Annotated in this window: 15 protein-coding genes and 1 pseudogene; 4 read left to right on the top strand and 12 right to left on the bottom strand. The window is 69.0% G+C overall.

Translation table 11 applies throughout. From position 1 onward, the window contains the following. Nucleotides 1-28: 28 nt before the first annotated feature. A pseudogene (locus ABZ192_RS02055) lies at nt 29-260 on the top strand (integrase core domain-containing protein); the annotation flags it as partial. Between the two features lie 21 nt (nt 261-281). On the opposite strand, the gene ABZ192_RS02050 reads toward ABZ192_RS02055, so the two are convergent. From ABZ192_RS02050 to ABZ192_RS02040, 3 genes are all read right to left on the bottom strand, one after another. Then, on the bottom strand, nt 282-728 hold the full coding sequence (locus ABZ192_RS02050; RefSeq protein ID WP_356922582.1) for a VOC family protein: 447 nt from the start codon (nt 726-728) through the stop codon (nt 282-284). A 63-nt stretch (nt 729-791) separates the two neighbouring features. Next, on the bottom strand, nt 792-1,217 hold the full coding sequence (locus tag ABZ192_RS02045; protein ID WP_356922617.1) for a helix-turn-helix transcriptional regulator: 426 nt from the start codon (nt 1,215-1,217) through the stop codon (nt 792-794). A gap of 115 nt (nt 1,218-1,332) precedes the next feature. After that, nucleotides 1,333-2,928 (bottom strand): MDR family MFS transporter, encoded by a 1,596-nt coding sequence (locus ABZ192_RS02040; protein WP_356922581.1) that lies wholly within the window; start codon nt 2,926-2,928, stop codon nt 1,333-1,335. A gap of 124 nt (nt 2,929-3,052) precedes the next feature. Here ABZ192_RS02040 and ABZ192_RS02035 point away from each other — a divergent pair, with 124 nt between their 5' ends. Further along, on the top strand, nt 3,053-3,649 hold the full coding sequence (locus tag ABZ192_RS02035; protein WP_356922580.1) for a TetR/AcrR family transcriptional regulator: 597 nt from the start codon (nt 3,053-3,055) through the stop codon (nt 3,647-3,649). A gap of 23 nt (nt 3,650-3,672) precedes the next feature. Here ABZ192_RS02035 and ABZ192_RS02030 read toward each other — a convergent pair whose 3' ends face one another. After that, on the bottom strand, nt 3,673-4,386 hold the full coding sequence (locus ABZ192_RS02030) for a M23 family metallopeptidase (protein ID WP_356922579.1): 714 nt from the start codon (nt 4,384-4,386) through the stop codon (nt 3,673-3,675). A gap of 441 nt (nt 4,387-4,827) precedes the next feature. Here ABZ192_RS02030 and ABZ192_RS02025 point away from each other — a divergent pair, with 441 nt between their 5' ends. Continuing rightward, nucleotides 4,828-5,460 carry an HAD family acid phosphatase gene (locus tag ABZ192_RS02025; RefSeq protein ID WP_356922578.1) on the top strand — a complete coding sequence of 211 codons (633 nt, stop codon included), beginning with the start codon at nt 4,828-4,830 and terminating at the stop codon, nt 5,458-5,460. Nucleotides 5,461-5,540: 80 nt separating this feature from the next. Here ABZ192_RS02025 and ABZ192_RS02020 read toward each other — a convergent pair whose 3' ends face one another. After that, a complete protein-coding gene (locus ABZ192_RS02020) occupies nt 5,541-8,066 on the bottom strand; it encodes an ATP-dependent Clp protease ATP-binding subunit (RefSeq protein WP_010048831.1) in 2,526 nt (841 codons plus the stop codon). Between the two features lie 259 nt (nt 8,067-8,325). Between ABZ192_RS02020 and ABZ192_RS02015 the strand changes: the two genes are divergently transcribed. Continuing rightward, entirely contained in the window at nt 8,326-9,468 is a 1,143-nt protein-coding gene (locus tag ABZ192_RS02015; RefSeq protein WP_356922577.1) for an SCO3374 family protein, read from the top strand. A 9-nt stretch (nt 9,469-9,477) separates the two neighbouring features. Here the strand turns inward: ABZ192_RS02015 and ABZ192_RS02010 are convergent, their stop codons facing one another. The 7 genes from ABZ192_RS02010 to nadC all read right to left on the bottom strand — a co-directional run bounded on the left by ABZ192_RS02010 (nt 9,478) and on the right by nadC (nt 14,359). Beyond that, nucleotides 9,478-9,813, bottom strand: coding sequence for an Lsr2 family protein (locus ABZ192_RS02010; protein ID WP_010048839.1), 336 nt, complete (start codon nt 9,811-9,813; stop codon nt 9,478-9,480). A gap of 238 nt (nt 9,814-10,051) precedes the next feature. Continuing rightward, nucleotides 10,052-10,585, bottom strand: a complete 534-nt coding sequence (locus tag ABZ192_RS02005; protein WP_356922576.1) for an amino-acid N-acetyltransferase — start codon at nt 10,583-10,585, stop codon at nt 10,052-10,054. Nucleotides 10,586-10,594: 9 nt separating this feature from the next. Next, on the bottom strand, nt 10,595-11,101 hold the full coding sequence (locus tag ABZ192_RS02000) for a BlaI/MecI/CopY family transcriptional regulator (protein WP_356922575.1): 507 nt from the start codon (nt 11,099-11,101) through the stop codon (nt 10,595-10,597). A gap of 169 nt (nt 11,102-11,270) precedes the next feature. Continuing rightward, a complete protein-coding gene (locus ABZ192_RS01995; RefSeq protein ID WP_338782107.1) occupies nt 11,271-11,459 on the bottom strand; it encodes a hypothetical protein in 189 nt (62 codons plus the stop codon). Nucleotides 11,460-11,477: 18 nt separating this feature from the next. Beyond that, nucleotides 11,478-12,191: a hypothetical protein gene (locus ABZ192_RS01990; protein ID WP_356922574.1), complete on the bottom strand. Its 714-nt coding sequence runs from the start codon at nt 12,189-12,191 to the stop codon at nt 11,478-11,480. A 379-nt stretch (nt 12,192-12,570) separates the two neighbouring features. Further along, on the bottom strand, nt 12,571-13,368 hold the full coding sequence (locus ABZ192_RS01985; protein ID WP_356922573.1) for a type III pantothenate kinase: 798 nt from the start codon (nt 13,366-13,368) through the stop codon (nt 12,571-12,573). A 16-nt stretch (nt 13,369-13,384) separates the two neighbouring features. Then, nucleotides 13,385-14,359 carry a carboxylating nicotinate-nucleotide diphosphorylase gene (nadC, locus tag ABZ192_RS01980; protein WP_356922572.1) on the bottom strand — a complete coding sequence of 325 codons (975 nt, stop codon included), beginning with the start codon at nt 14,357-14,359 and terminating at the stop codon, nt 13,385-13,387.

Raw genomic sequence — 14,359 nt, 5'->3', positions numbered from 1 at the left:
GCCCAGGGAGGTTGGTCGAGTTTGTGCTCGGACACGGCCTGAATCTCCGTGACGGGTGAAGGCCTCCGGTTGAGGTCGAACGCTTCCACCGCACCCTTGCCGACGGCTGGGCCCTGGGCCGCTTCTACGCCAGCGAATCAGCCCGCCGCAAAGCCCTGCCGGCCTGGCTCCATCACTACAATCACCACCGACCCCACACCGCGACCGGCGGTAAACCACCCATCACCAGGTTGACCAACGTCCCTGGGCAGTACACCTAGGGCAGGTCCAGGGCAGGCTGATCAGCAGGTCCAGTCCTGGTCGAGGTCGAGTCCGCCCTCCCGGGGCTGGGTGAAGGAGAACCAGTTGCCGGAGTCGTCACGGAACAGCGCCTCCGTGCCGTAGGGGCGCTCCTGCGGCTCCTGGAGGAACTCCACGCCCCGGTCCTTGAGCTTCTTGTAGTCGCCGTGGATGTCGTCGGTGGTCAGTACGCCGGCGCCGAGCGCACCCTTCGACACCAGCTTCCGGAGCATCTCGGCGGACTCGGGGTCCATCCCGGCCCCGCCGGGCACCATCAGCGTGAACTCGACGTCAGGCTGGTTCGGAGAGCCGACGGTGAGCCAGCGCATGCCGCCCTCGCCCATGGTCATGTCCGTACGGACCTCCAGGCCCAGTTTCTCGGTGTAGAACTCCTTGGCCCGGTCCTGGTCGAGGACCCAGACGGTCGTGATGGCGAGACCCTTGATCATGGCGTGCTCCTGCTGGTCGGCGGCCGGTTCGTGCCTGCCCTGCCACGGTAGGCAGCGGGGGTGTCAGCCCGCTTCTCCGGAATTGCGCTGTTGTCCCGGGGTGGGCGCCGGCCGGAAGCCGCCGGCCCACAGCATGGCGTAGCAGCCCGGTATGAGTGCCGCTCCGCGGCCCACGTGCTTCGTCCGGTACTCGCTGGGTGTCAGGCCGGTCCACGCCTTGAACCGGGCCGAGAACGTGCCGACACTGCTGAAGCCGACCAGGTGGCAGATCTCCGTCACCGAGAGGTTCGCCGTGCGCAGCAGGTCCTCGGCGCGTTCTATGCGGCGGTGCGTGAGGTACTGCCCGGGGGTCTCGCCGTACGCCTCCTTGAAGGCGCGGATGAAGTGATACCGCGAGTACCCGGCGTGGGCGGCCACGGCGCCCAGGTCCAGGTCCGGGTCGGCCCAGTCCCGGTCCATGGCGTCCTTGGCGAGGCGCACCTGCCGCATCCTGTCCATGGATCCGATGGTGGCACGAGGGTCTGACAGCGAGGCCTGCGGGAGCGACCGCATGGCGAAGGCCCCCGGGGTTCTCCACCCCGGGGGCCTTCGTCATGCGATCCGGTCAGACGGTCTCCGCCACGGGCGGCTGCGACACCGGGGCGTCCGGCCCGTCGTCCGTCTTCGGGCCCGCCCCCTTGAGCGGGACCTCCTTGACGAACACGGCCGCCACCAGGGCGAACACCGCCACGACGGCTCCAAGCAGGAACGCCGAGTGCGTGCCGGCCGACACCGCGTGCTGGTACGCCTCCCGGACCAGCACCGGGAGCTTCTCCAGGCTCTTGGCGTCGAGCTGCGCCGACTGCTCGGTGATCTTGGAGCCCAGCGCACCGCCCCGCTCGGCCATGACGTCCTGGACGCGGTTGTTGAACAGGGCGCCCATGATCGCGACGCCGAAGGAGGAGCCGAGGGTGCGGAAGAGGGTGGTCGACGAGGACGCGACGCCCATGTCCTTCATCTCCACGCTGTTCTGCGCGACCAGCATGGTGATCTGCATCAGGCAGCCCATGCCGAAGCCGACCACGGCCATGAAGACACCGGACGTGAACCGCGAGGTCCCCGTGTCCATCGTGGACAGCAGATACAGACCGACGGTCATCAGGACGCTGCCGAGGATCGGGAACACCTTGTACCGGCCGGTGTTCGTGGTGACCCGGCCGGCGATCATCGAGGTCACCAGCATCGCGCCGAGCATCGGCAGGAGCAGCAGCCCCGAGTTCGTCGCGGAGGCGCCCTGCACGGACTGCTGGTACAGCGGCAGGAACAGCGTCGCGCCGAACATCACGAACCCGGTGATGAAGCCGATGATCGACATCAGCGTGAAGTTGCGGCTGCGGAAGATGTGCAGCGGCACCACCGGCTCGGCCGCCTTGGTCTGCCAGAACACGAACCCGACGAGCGCGGCGACACCGATGCCGATCAGCTCCATGATCCGCGCGGAGCTCCAGGCGTACTCCGTGCCGCCCCAGGTGGTGACGAGGACGATCGCGGTGATGCCGACGGTCAGCAGGGCGGCGCCCAGGTAGTCGATCCGCGCCTCGGAGCGCTTCTTCGGCAGGTGCAGCACCACACTGATGGCGGCCAGCGCGACCACGCCGAGCGGCAGGTTGATGTAGAACGCCCAGCGCCAGCCCCAGTGGTCGGTGATCGTGCCGCCGACCAGCGGGCCGCCGATCATCGCCAGCGCCATGACGCCGGCCATCATGCCCTGGTACTTGCCGCGCTCCCGGGGCGGGATCAGGTCTCCGATGATCGCCATGACGCCGACCATCAGACCGCCGGCGCCGAGGCCCTGGACGGCACGGAAGCCGATCAGCTCACCCATGTTCTGGGCCATGCCGCTGAGCGCGGAGCCGATCAGGAAGAGGACGATCGACGTCATGAACGTGCCCTTGCGGCCGTACATGTCGCCGAGCTTGCCCCACAGCGGGGTGGAGGCCGCGGTCGCGAGCGTGTACGCGGTGACCACCCACGAGAGGTGTTCGAGGCCGCCCAGCTCACCGACGATCGTCGGCATCGCCGTACCGATGATCATGTTGTCGAGCATCGCGAGCATCATCGCGATCATCAGCGCGAGCAGGACGACCCGCACGCTCCTCGGCTGTTTCCCCCCGGTGTCGGTATCGGCGCCGACCGCCGGTGTGTCCGTCGTGTCCGCCATTGCTTTCCCACTCCCCCAGCTACCGCTACTTACTTGCCGACCGGCTAGTGACTACACTCGGAAGCTAGCCGCGGAACTAGCCGGGCGTCAAGTAAGTTTTATGGAAAGGGAGCGGCGTAGGAGGATGGGCGGCACCATGGACGGCACCAGGCATCGGCGCCGCGGGGACACCCGCCAGCGCATCCAGGACGTGGCCCTCGAACTCTTCGCGGAGCAGGGCTACGAGAAGACCTCTCTGCGCGAGATCGCGGAACGCCTGGAGGTCACCAAGGCGGCGCTCTACTACCACTTCAAGACCAAGGAAGAGATCCTCGTCAGCATCTTCGAGGACCTCACGAAGCCGATCGAGGAGCTGATCGAGTGGGGGCGGCAGCAGCCGCACACGCTCGACACCAAGCAGGAGATCATCCGCCGTTACGCGCAGACCCTGGCCGGCGCGGCGCCGCTGTTCCGCTTCATGCACGACAACCAGGCGACGGTGCGGGAGCTGCGGATCGGCGACTCCTTCAAGGAGCGCATCCGCGGTCTGCGGGACATCATCATCGACCCGGAGGCCGACCTGGTCGACCAGGTCCGCTGCGTCAGCGCGATCTTCACGCTGCACGCCGGGATGTTCCTGCTCCAGGACCTGGAAGGCGACCCCGAGGACAAGAACAAAGCCGTCCTCGAGGTCGCCACGGACCTGGTGACCCAGGCCCACGAGGGAGCCCGGGGCTCCTAGCGGACCCGGGTCGCCTCCGGTCGTCAGACCTTGACGCCCTTGGCGCGCAGGAACTTCACCGGGTCGACCGCCGAGCCGTAGTTCGGGGTCGTACGGATCTCGAAGTGCAGGTGCGGACCGCTGGAGTTGCCGGTGTTGCCGGACCGGGCGATCTCCTGGCCGGTCTTGACGACCTGGCCGATCCTCACCTTGACCGTCGACAGGTGGGCGTACTGCGAGTACGTGCCGTTGCCGTGCTTGATCACGACGGCGTTGCCGTACGCGGGACCGTCACCGGCGCCGTTGCCGCCGGCCTTGACGACGGTGCCACCGTGGGCGGCGACGACCTGGGTGCCGCTCGGCACGGCGAAGTCCTGCCCGCTGTGGGTGGACTGCCACATGCCACCGTTCTGGGCGAAGCTCGCGGAGAGCTTGTACTTCTTCACCGGGTCGACCCAGGACGGCGTGGCCTTCTTGGCGGCCTTCTGCACGGCGGCCTTCTTGGCGGCGGCCGCCTTCTTCGCGGCGGCGGCCTGGGCGGCCTTCTCAGCCTTCACGGCCGCGGCCTTGGCGGCCTTGGCCTGGGCGGCGGCCTGCGCCTGCACGGCACCGGCGGCACCCGACGCGGCCGTGGTGTCGGCGGCGGACGCGACCCCTGCTCCCAGTGCGACCGAGACACCGAGGCCGGCGGCCAGCACGGTCGCACGGGTGCGGAGCTGGGACGTACGGGAAGAACGGGACGTGACGCGCTGGGACATCGAAACCTCATGGGGAAGGGGACGGTGAAAACCACCCGGCGCGCAGTCGCTCGCCGAATGGCCATCCCTTGGTAACCCGAAGTCCGACAAACTCCCAAAAGCGTGATCTACGGCCTAAGTTAGTAACTTCGTTCAGTGTTCTACGTCTCTTGACATGACACTCATTCGGGACGAATCAGGGCACTACAGCACACTTCAGCGCGCTCCACGGGCCCAAGAATCCCTTTCCTCCGGATCCGTTCAGCACTATTCCGCCTAGTAACGGACATTTCGCCTGTGCGGCATGTCACCGGAGAGTCTCTTCGGCCATTCCGGAAATGTGGCGCACGCCTCTATGCACCTACCGTCCGGTAACCCTACGGTTCCCCTCGCGCCACCCTCGCGCACGAACATGCACACGACATGTTGGCAGCGTCACGGACGTGAGAGGACCCCCACGACATGCAGACCCGACGCCCCTGGTTGCGCCGCGCATCAGTGACCGCAGTCTCGGCAGCCGCCCTCGTGGCGATGGCCGTACCGGCCGACGCGGCGGCCCCCGCGGGTACCGCCACCGCGGCCAGCACGGCCGCCGCCGCAGACGTCGACTACGCGACCTGGCAGAGGGACTGCCAGGCGGTGATGGACCAGGCGCTGCCCTATCTGAAGCAGCGGATCGCGGCCGCCAAGCCGGGCGAGAAGCAGGCGATCGTCTTCGACATCGACAACACCACGCTGGAGACCGACTTCGGCTTCAGCTACCCGCAGCCGGCCAACAAGCCGGTCCTGGAGGCCGCGAGATACGCCCAGGAGCGCGGCGTCGCCCTGTTCTTCGTGACCGCCCGCCCGGACATCATCTACTCGTTCACCGAGTACAACCTCAAGCAGACCGGCTACCAGGTCTCCGGCCTCTACGTCCGGAACTTCATCGACCTCTTCAAGAACGTCGCCGAGTACAAGACGGCCCAGCGCGTCGACGTCGAGAAGAAGGGCTACACGATCATCGCGAACATCGGCAACAGCGCCACCGACCTCTCCGGCGGCCACGCCGAGAAGACGTTCAAGCTGCCCGACTACGACGGGCAGCTGTCGTAGGGCCGGAGCTCGTCCGCCCTCGGGCATGCAAGAGGGGCCGGTGCTTTTCAGCACCGGCCCCTCTCACTCGACCGTGACGCTTACACGTCCTTGCTCAGGTTCGGTCCCGTGCCACCGGCCGCCTGCTCGATCGGCGGGACGTCCGGCAGGGCCGACTTCTCCTCACCCCGGAAGGTGAAGGTCTTGGTCTCGCCCTCGCCCTCGGTGTCCACGACCACGATGTGACCGGGGCGCAGCTCGCCGAAGAGGATCTTCTCCGACAGGCTGTCCTCGATCTCGCGCTGGATCGTCCGGCGCAGCGGCCGGGCGCCCATCACGGGGTCGTAGCCCTTCTTGGCGAGGAGCTCCTTGGCGGACTGGGCGAGCTCGATGCCCATGTCCCGGTCCTTCAGGCGCTCGTCCACCTTGCTGATCATCAGGTCGACGATCCGCAGGATGTCGTCCTGGGTCAGCTGCGGGAACACGACCACGTCGTCGACGCGGTTGAGGAACTCGGGCCGGAAGTGCTGCTTGAGCTCGTCCGAGACCTTGTTCTTCATGCGCTCGTAGTTGGTCTTCGTGTCACCCGAGGCCGCGAAGCCCAGGTTGAAGCCCTTGGAGATGTCCCGCGTGCCGAGGTTGGTCGTCATGATGATGACCGTGTTCTTGAAGTCCACGACCCGGCCCTGGGAGTCGGTCAGGCGACCGTCCTCCAGGATCTGCAGCAGCGAGTTGAAGATGTCCGGGTGGGCCTTCTCGACCTCGTCGAAGAGGACGACCGAGAACGGCTTGCGGCGGACCTTCTCCGTCAGCTGGCCGCCCTCCTCGTAGCCCACGTAACCGGGGGGCGAACCGAAGAGACGCGACACCGTGTGCTTCTCGCTGAACTCCGACATGTCGAGGGAGATCAGCGCGTCCTCGTCACCGAAGAGGAACTCGGCGAGCGCCTTGGACAGCTCCGTCTTACCGACACCGGACGGGCCGGCGAAGATGAACGAGCCACCGGGACGCTTCGGGTCCTTCAGACCGGCACGCGTACGGCGGATCGCCTTCGACAGCGCCTTGACGGCGTCGTTCTGGCCGATGACCCGCTTGTGGAGCTCGTCCTCCATGCGCAGCAGGCGGGAGGACTCCTCCTCGGTCAGCTTGAAGACCGGGATGCCCGTGGCCGTGGCGAGGACCTCGGCGATCAGCTCGCCGTCGACCTCGGCGACGACGTCCATGTCGCCGGCCTTCCACTCCTTCTCCCGCTTGGCCTTGGCGGCCAGGAGCTGCTTCTCCTTGTCGCGGAGGGAGGCGGCCTTCTCGAAGTCCTGCGAGTCGATCGCGGACTCCTTGTCCCGGCGGACACCGGCGATCTTCTCGTCGAACTCGCGCAGGTCCGGCGGCGCGGTCATCCGGCGGATGCGCATCCTCGACCCGGCCTCGTCGATCAGGTCGATCGCCTTGTCCGGCAGGAAGCGGTCCGAGATGTACCGGTCGGCCAGGGTGGCGGCCTGGACCAGCGCCTCGTCCGTGATGGAGACGCGGTGGTGCGCCTCGTAGCGGTCACGCAGACCCTTGAGGATCTCGATCGTGTGCGGCAGGGACGGCTCGGCGACCTGGATGGGCTGGAAGCGGCGCTCGAGGGCCGCGTCCTTCTCCAGGTGCTTGCGGTACTCGTCCAGCGTGGTCGCACCGATGGTCTGCAGCTCACCGCGGGCCAGCATCGGCTTCAGGATCGAAGCCGCGTCGATGGCGCCCTCGGCGGCACCCGCACCGACCAGCGTGTGCAGCTCGTCGATGAACAGGATGATGTCGCCGCGGGTGCGGATCTCCTTGAGGACCTTCTTCAGGCGCTCCTCGAAGTCACCGCGGTAGCGGGAGCCGGCGACCAGCGCGCCGAGGTCCAGGGTGTAGAGGTGCTTGTCCTTGAGGGTCTCGGGCACCTCGCCCTTGACGATGGCCTGGGCGAGGCCCTCGACGACGGCGGTCTTGCCGACGCCGGGCTCACCGATCAGGACCGGGTTGTTCTTCGTACGGCGGGACAGCACCTGCATGACCCGCTCGATCTCCTTCTCGCGCCCGATGACCGGGTCGAGCTTGGACTCACGAGCGGCCTGGGTGAGGTTCCGGCCGAACTGGTCGAGGACCAGGGACGTGGAGGGCGTGCCCTCGGCAGGACCGCCGGCGGTGGCGGTCTCCTTGCCCTGGTAACCGGAGAGCAGCTGGATCACCTGCTGCCGCACGCGGTTCAGATCTGCGCCCAGCTTGACCAGGACCTGGGCGGCGACGCCCTCGCCCTCGCGGATCAGGCCGAGCAGGATGTGCTCCGTGCCGATGTAGTTGTGGCCCAGCTGAAGGGCCTCGCGGAGCGACAGCTCCAGGACCTTCTTGGCGCGGGGGGTGAAGGGGATGTGACCCGACGGGGCCTGCTGGCCCTGCCCGATGATCTCCTCCACCTGCTGGCGGACCGCCTCGAGCGAAATCCCGAGGCTCTCAAGGGCCTTGGCGGCGACACCTTCACCCTCGTGGATCAGGCCCAGGAGGATGTGTTCAGTGCCGATGTAGTTGTGGTTGAGCATCCGGGCTTCTTCCTGAGCCAGGACGACAACCCGCCGCGCGCGGTCGGTGAACCTCTCGAACATCGTTAATCGCTCCTCAGAGCGGTCAGGCAGTGGGGGGAACTTCCCCTCCCTGTCCTTCCGCAGCTTAGTCCCGCAAGCGGGGACCGCTCATTCCAACTGCCGACACCGTCCTTGGCCTCCTGACCCCGAACGCCGACATCTGCTCCAACCCGATGGTGCGAGACGATGTTCCCGCAGGCCAGGCAGTTACCCCCTTCGTCAGTACGCCCATGGCGAACGTGAGACGGCCTTTCCTGCGTGTCGCCCCCTCCCACTAGGGATGTCTTACCCGCACGGACCGGAAGTCCATGCCGAGCGCCCCCCTCCCCTCCGCTACGGGCGAACAACCTTGCGCCTCCCCGCGCCCCCCACACACCCCCATTTGGCCACTGTGGGCACTCGAGAAGCCACCCAGCGTAACCCGCACGTCCTTCCGGCTGTTGCACTTGGCATGTTCGGCGACTCTCGCCCCGTCCCGCTCCCCCGTCGGCCGCTCGACGCGAGCTGTCGGGTCCGGCGGTGGTACGAGAACGAACTGGGCTGGCCGACGGTGCCCGGCGATCCTCTGCGGCTGGTGGTGGGGGTGCGCTTCGACGTCCTGGACGTGCCGGTGGAGGCGGGACACGCGGCCCTGCGGCGCCTGGCACCCGGCTCTCCGGTGGCCCTGCTCGGCGACCGGATGCGATTCCTCGTGGCGGCGGGCACGGCGGAGGAACTGCCCGGGCTGCTGGAGTGGCTGGAGTGGGGAACGCTGCCGCTCGACCTGACGGCGATCGGAACGGGCCCGATGGCGGCACCGCGGCCGCCGTGGCTGGATCCGCCGCAGGGGGCGGACGCGTGGTTCCTGCGCGGGGTGGGTGGCTCGGGGCCGGGCGAGGGGGGCAGGCCGCTCGCCTACGAGACCGAGTCGCTGCTGCTCTCCGAGACGGACGGCTCACTGCGGCGCGGGAGCGGCGGGCTGCCGCCTGACGAGACTGGCGGGCCGCTGCCCTGCGGCGCGGGTACGCCGTGCCTCCGCGAGGCGGGCGGGGTGCTGCCCTGTGAGGGCGGTGCCGCATTGCCGCGTGAGGGGGGTGGGCTGGTCGCCGAGGGGGGCATGGTGTCGGGGACCGGGTGGGGCCGGCAGGGGGTCGCGCCGTCGGCTCACGAGGCGGACGGCGCGTTGTCCCCCGAGTCCGGCTTCCGTCGTGGCCGGCCGCTTCCCCTGGGCCGGTTCGGTTCCCAGGGGGCCGCCATGTGGCTGCGGCCCCCCGAGCCGGGATGCGAGGTCGAGGCCTCGCTGCCGACGCTGTCGGCGTTGGGGGGCGGTGGAGACGCCCCCGATCTCGTACGGCTGGTGAACACCGTGGCCACACAGTGCCACCGGGTCCGGCTGCGGCGCGCGCCTGCCCAGCCGTCGGCCTCGCGCGCGCAGGGCCGGTAGTGCCGCTGTTCAGCCGTTGGCCTTCTCGTAGGCCTCGCGGATGGTCGCGGGAACACGGCCGCGGTCGTTGACCTCGTAGCCGTTCTCCTTCGCCCAGGCGCGGATGGCCGCGGTGTCCTGGCTGCCGCTCGAAGCCGCACGCGCCTTTCCGCGCCCGCCCGAAGCACGGCCTCCGGTACGACGACCGCCCTTCACGTAAGGCTCGAGAAGGCCGCGGAGCTTGTCCGCATTAGCGGTGGTGAGATCGATCTCGTACGTCTTGCCGTCCAGCGCGAACGTGACGGTCTCGTCCGCCTCGCCGCCGTCGAGGTCGTCGACAAGAAGGACCTGAACCTTCTGTGCCACCGGATTTCCTTTCATCGATATCTTCAGGGCCGGGGTGTGCCGGCGTCCGCCGTATCGCCGTCCCCTGTTATATGCAGTACTGCAGTACCTCGGAAAGCAAACCGCTTTTGCCGGAAAAACACAAACCCTCGGCAGAGACCGGCAGCCCCGTCCCCGTCCGAAAACGTGCGCGTTTCGGACATAGGGCACCCGGGTCTTGCGACCGGCTTGCAACTGGCTTGTGTCTCCGTCCTGGTGATCACAGATGCAGAAGCATCCGGCTGTTGCCCAAGGTGTTCGGTTTCACTCGTTCGAGTCCGAGGAACTCCGCGACACCCTCGTCATAGGAACGCAGCAGCTCCGCGTAGACATCCGTGTCGACAGGCGTCTCGCCGATCTCCACGAAGCCGTGCTTGGCGAAGAAGTCCACTTCGAAGGTCAGACAGAAAACACGGCGAACGCCGAGCCAGCGGGCGGTGTGGAGCAACTTCTCCAGCAACTGGTGTCCGACGCCCGCGCCCTTCAGGCCGGGCTTCACGGCGAGAGTGCGGACTTCGGCGAGGTCTTCCCACATCACGTGCAGGGCGCCGCAGCCGACGACCTCGGCGTTGTCGTCCCGTTCCGCGACCCAGAACTCCTGGATGTCCTCGTAAAGCGTCACCGTTGCTTTGTCGAGCAGGATGCCGCCACGGACGTAGGCGTCGAGGAGGCGGCGCACGGCCGGGACATCGCTGGTACGTGCCCGGCGGACGGTGATGGCTTTTGCGGGGGCTTCAGAGCTCTTCGCGGACATGACGGGACGCTATCGCCCGCCGGGGTCCTGAGCAGAGGCGGGGTTCTCCGGCGGTTCCGTGCGTTCGCTTCGTTCCGGCGGTTGGCTTCGTTCCGGCGGTTGGCTTCGTTCCGGCGGTTGGGCCAGTTCCGACGGTCCGGTCGGTTTCTGGGTTTCCGGGACCTGGGCGATGCGTACGGCATCGCGGAGAGTCTCTCGCTGTTCCTCGCTCATCATGCCGAAGAAGGCGACGAGAGCCGCGGCGGGGTTGTCGCTCTGCGACCAGGCGTCGTTCATCAGGGCGGCGGCGTAGGCGGCGCGTGTGGAGACCGCCTCATATCGATAGGCACGGCCTTCCGCCTCGCGGCGCACCCAGCCCTTCTGATGGAGATTGTCCAAAACGGTCATCACGGTGGTGTACGCGATGGACCGCTCCTTCTGAAGATCTTCCAGGACTTCTCGAACGGTCACCGGGCGGTTCCACTTCCACACCCGCGACATGACCGCGTCTTCGAGTTCTCCCAATGGGCGAGGCACACCTCAGAACAATAGTGGGAGATCTGGGTAATGGCGTGGCGGACGTGCGCTTCACCGGCGAACGGGAGCAAAAAGGGCGTACGACTCGAAAGTGCGGGCCTCGCCGGGGGCCGGCCGCACGGAGTCGTACGCCGTCGGAACGCTGCGCCCGGGGGCGGCAGCGGTTGGGTCAGGCTTCGGCCTTCGGGGGCGTCGCGGAGGACTGCCGGGCGCCCTCCACGCGCGCGAGGGCGGCGTCGACGGCCGCGTCCTCCTTGGCCTTGTTGGCGCCGCCCTGTGTCTTCACGATCACCCGGATCACGCCGATGAAGAAGATGGCCATGACGACCGGGGGCAGGAGCGCGGAGACGTAGTCCATGGATCCAGAGTAGCCACGTCAGCCCGCGGCGAGCTGCTGGGGGTTGCCCGGGGGCGGCGGCGGGGTGGGCTTGCGGCGCGGGAAGACCTCGCCCGGGGTGGGGATCGGGCGGCCGGGTTTGGGGGTGCCCGGGGCGGGGGCCGGGGTGGGCTTGGGGGCGGGCTTCGGAGCCGCCGGCTTCCGTTCGGGCTTCTTCTCGGGCTGCTTTTCCGGGGCGTCCTCGGCGGTGGACAGGCCGCCGGGGAGGGGCAGGAGACGGAGGCGCGTGCGGGAGGCGGGGACGGTGGGAGCGGTCGGTCGGGTGGGCGGTTGGGCGAGCGGCGAGGGGATGCGCGAGCGGGTGGCACTCACGGGCTGCTGCCCGGTGGGCCGATGGCAGCGCTCCAGGAGGGCGGCCGCGGTGGGGTTGCCGCGCAGGGCGCCGAGGGCGGCGAGGTCGTCCGACTGGGGGTGGTATCCGGCGCCCAGGGCCTCGTCCAGGAGCGTGAGGTAGCCGGCGGCGGCGCCGGGGAGGGCGGCGCGGTACCGGCCCAGGTCGGCCACGAGGAAGGCACGCAGCCTGGCCCCCTCCCGCATCGCCTCGTCGAGCGACTCTGCGAGGCGGAGGCAGTCCTGGACGTCGTCGGCCGAGGCGGAGGTGGGGTGGAGGGCGAGGGCGAGAGCGCGGCGGAGCACACGCAGCTCCTCCACGCCGAACGCCATGCCGCCGCGGGATCCGTATGGCGTGGGCATGCTGCGACGATACTCGCTAATCAGACAAATCCCGCATATCGGATGGGTGTGGCGTGGGGGACCACCCGGGTGGGCGGGGTGCGCGTAGCGCCTACCGGGGTGCGGTGGGTCGGGGCCGCGCCGGGGGGTGTCCGTCCTCGGAACGGCGCGATGGGGTCGGACGCCGACTGACTGTCCGTTGACGCGCCAACCGCTGCGGGCGGACACCCCCCGACACGTCCCCTTCCGTGCGTACGCGGGTGCGCCTTAGCTGCGGGCAGTCGTGCCTCCCCCAGTGCCTTAAAGGCCTGGGAGGTGCCCCCAGGCGGCACGGGTGGGCGCAGCACGCACCCCGCTCCGCCGGGCTGCGGACCCACCCGGCCCCAGCTACAACGCCGGCTCACATACGCGACACGTTCCGCTCATACACCAGTCGCAGGCCGATCAACGTCAGCCACGGCTCGTGCTCGTCGATGACCGACGACTCGCCCAGGACCATCGGCGCCAGACCGCCCGTCGCGATGACCGTGACATCCTCCGGGTCCTCCGCCAGCTCGCGGGCCACGCGGTTGACGACCCCGTCGACCTGGCCGGCGAAGCCGTAGATGATGCCCGACTGCATCGCCTCGACCGTGTTCTTGCCGATGACGCTGCGCGGCCGGGCCACCTCGATCTTGCGGAGCTGGGCGCCGCGGACGCCGAGGGCCTCGACGGAGATCTCGATGCCGGGGGCGATGACCCCGCCGACGTACTCGCCGCGCGCGCTGACCGCGTCGAACGTCGTCGCCGTGCCGAAGTCGACGACGATCGCCGGGCCGCCGTAGAGCTCGACCGCGGCGACCGCGTTGATGATGCGGTCCGCGCCGACCTCCTTGGGGTTGTCCATGAGGATCGGGACGCCCGTCTTGACGCCCGGTTCGACGAGCACCGCCGGGACGTCGCCGTAGTAGCGGCGCGTCACCTCGCGGAGCTCGTGCAGGACCGAGGGGACGGTCGCGCAGATGGCGATGCCGTCGATGCCGTCGCCCAGTTCGTCGCCGAGGAGCGGGTGCATGCCCATCAGGCCCTGGAGGAGGACCGCCAGTTCGTCCGCGGTGCGGCGCGCGTCCGTGGAGATGCGCCAGTGTTCGACGATGTCCTCGCCGTCGAACAGGCCCAGGACGGTGTGGGTGTTGCCTACGTCGATCGTCAGCAGCATGGCCCGTACCCGCTCCCTACTCCGCCGGCCGCAGGTCCAGGCCGATGTCCAGGATCGGCGAGGAGTGGGTGAGGGCTCCGACGGCCAGGTAGTCGACGCCGGTGTCCGCGTAGTCCTTGGCGTTGTCGAGGGTCAGGCGGCCCGAGGCCTCCAGGGCGGCGCGGCCCTGGACGACGGCCACCGCCTCGGCGCACTCGGCCGGCGTGAAGTTGTCCAGGAGGATCAGGTCGGCGCCGGCGTCCAGGACCTCGCGGAGCTGGTGCAGGGTGTCGACCTCGACCTCGACGGGGACGTCGGGGAAGCGTTCGCGGACCGCCTTGAAGGCCTCGGCGACGCCGCCCGCGGCGACCACGTGGTTGTCCTTGACGAGGGCCGCGTCCGAGAGGGACATGCGGTGGTTGACGCCGCCGCCGCAGCGGACGGCGTACTTCTCCAGGGAGCGCAGGCCGGGTGTCGTCTTGCGGGTGTCGCGGACCTTGGCCTTCGTGCCGTCCAGGGCGTCCGCCCACGCGCGCGTGGCCGTCGCGATGCCCGACAGCCGGCACAGGATGTTCAGCGCGCTGCGCTCGGCCGTGAGGAGGTCGCGGGTGCGGGTGGTGACCGACAGGAGCTTCTGGCCCGCCTCGACGCGGTCGCCGTCCTCCGCGTGGCGCTCGATCTCGAGCTCCTCCTCGCAGACGACCGAGATGACCGCTTCGGCGATGCGCAGGCCGGCCACGACGCCCGCCTCGCGGGCCGTGAAGTCGGCCGTGGACACCGCGTCCTCGGGAATCGTCGCCACCGTCGTCACGTCCACGCCGTGGGCCAGGTCCTCCTGGAGGGCCACGTTGGCGATGTCCTCGACCTCGACGGGGTCGAGGCCGGCGTCGGCCAGGAGCTGGGCGAGTGCGGGGTCCAGCCCGCACTCCAGGTATGCCTCCTCGTCCGCGCCGCAGGCGCAGCCGTCGCCGCAGCCTCCGGACGAGGCGAGGGGAAGGTCGGGGGTGCTCAC

This window comes from Streptomyces sp. NPDC006235, from assembly GCF_040613735.1.
Classification (GTDB): domain Bacteria; phylum Actinomycetota; class Actinomycetes; order Streptomycetales; family Streptomycetaceae; genus Streptomyces.
This window is presented reverse-complemented; position numbering and strand designations above follow the sequence as displayed.

What these genes read in the sequence shown, in the direction of transcription:
- ABZ192_RS02050 (WP_356922582.1), bottom strand. Translation starts at nt 728, where the DNA reads ATGATCAAGGGTCTCGCCATCACGACCGTCTGGGTCCTCGACCAGGAC.
- ABZ192_RS02045 (WP_356922617.1), bottom strand. Translation starts at nt 1,217, where the DNA reads ATGCGGCAGGTGCGCCTCGCCAAGGACGCCATGGACCGGGACTGGGCC.
- ABZ192_RS02040 (WP_356922581.1), bottom strand. Translation starts at nt 2,928, where the DNA reads ATGGCGGACACGACGGACACACCGGCGGTCGGCGCCGATACCGACACC.
- ABZ192_RS02035 (WP_356922580.1), top strand. Translation starts at nt 3,053, where the DNA reads ATGGGCGGCACCATGGACGGCACCAGGCATCGGCGCCGCGGGGACACC.
- ABZ192_RS02030 (WP_356922579.1), bottom strand. Translation starts at nt 4,386, where the DNA reads ATGTCCCAGCGCGTCACGTCCCGTTCTTCCCGTACGTCCCAGCTCCGC.
- ABZ192_RS02025 (WP_356922578.1), top strand. Translation starts at nt 4,828, where the DNA reads ATGCAGACCCGACGCCCCTGGTTGCGCCGCGCATCAGTGACCGCAGTC.
- ABZ192_RS02020 (WP_010048831.1), bottom strand. Translation starts at nt 8,066, where the DNA reads ATGTTCGAGAGGTTCACCGACCGCGCGCGGCGGGTTGTCGTCCTGGCT.
- ABZ192_RS02015 (WP_356922577.1), top strand. Translation starts at nt 8,326, where the DNA reads ATGTCTTACCCGCACGGACCGGAAGTCCATGCCGAGCGCCCCCCTCCC.
- ABZ192_RS02005 (WP_356922576.1), bottom strand. Translation starts at nt 10,585, where the DNA reads ATGTCCGCGAAGAGCTCTGAAGCCCCCGCAAAAGCCATCACCGTCCGC.
- ABZ192_RS01995 (WP_338782107.1), bottom strand. Translation starts at nt 11,459, where the DNA reads ATGGACTACGTCTCCGCGCTCCTGCCCCCGGTCGTCATGGCCATCTTC.
- ABZ192_RS01990 (WP_356922574.1), bottom strand. Translation starts at nt 12,191, where the DNA reads ATGCCCACGCCATACGGATCCCGCGGCGGCATGGCGTTCGGCGTGGAG.
- ABZ192_RS01985 (WP_356922573.1), bottom strand. Translation starts at nt 13,368, where the DNA reads ATGCTGCTGACGATCGACGTAGGCAACACCCACACCGTCCTGGGCCTG.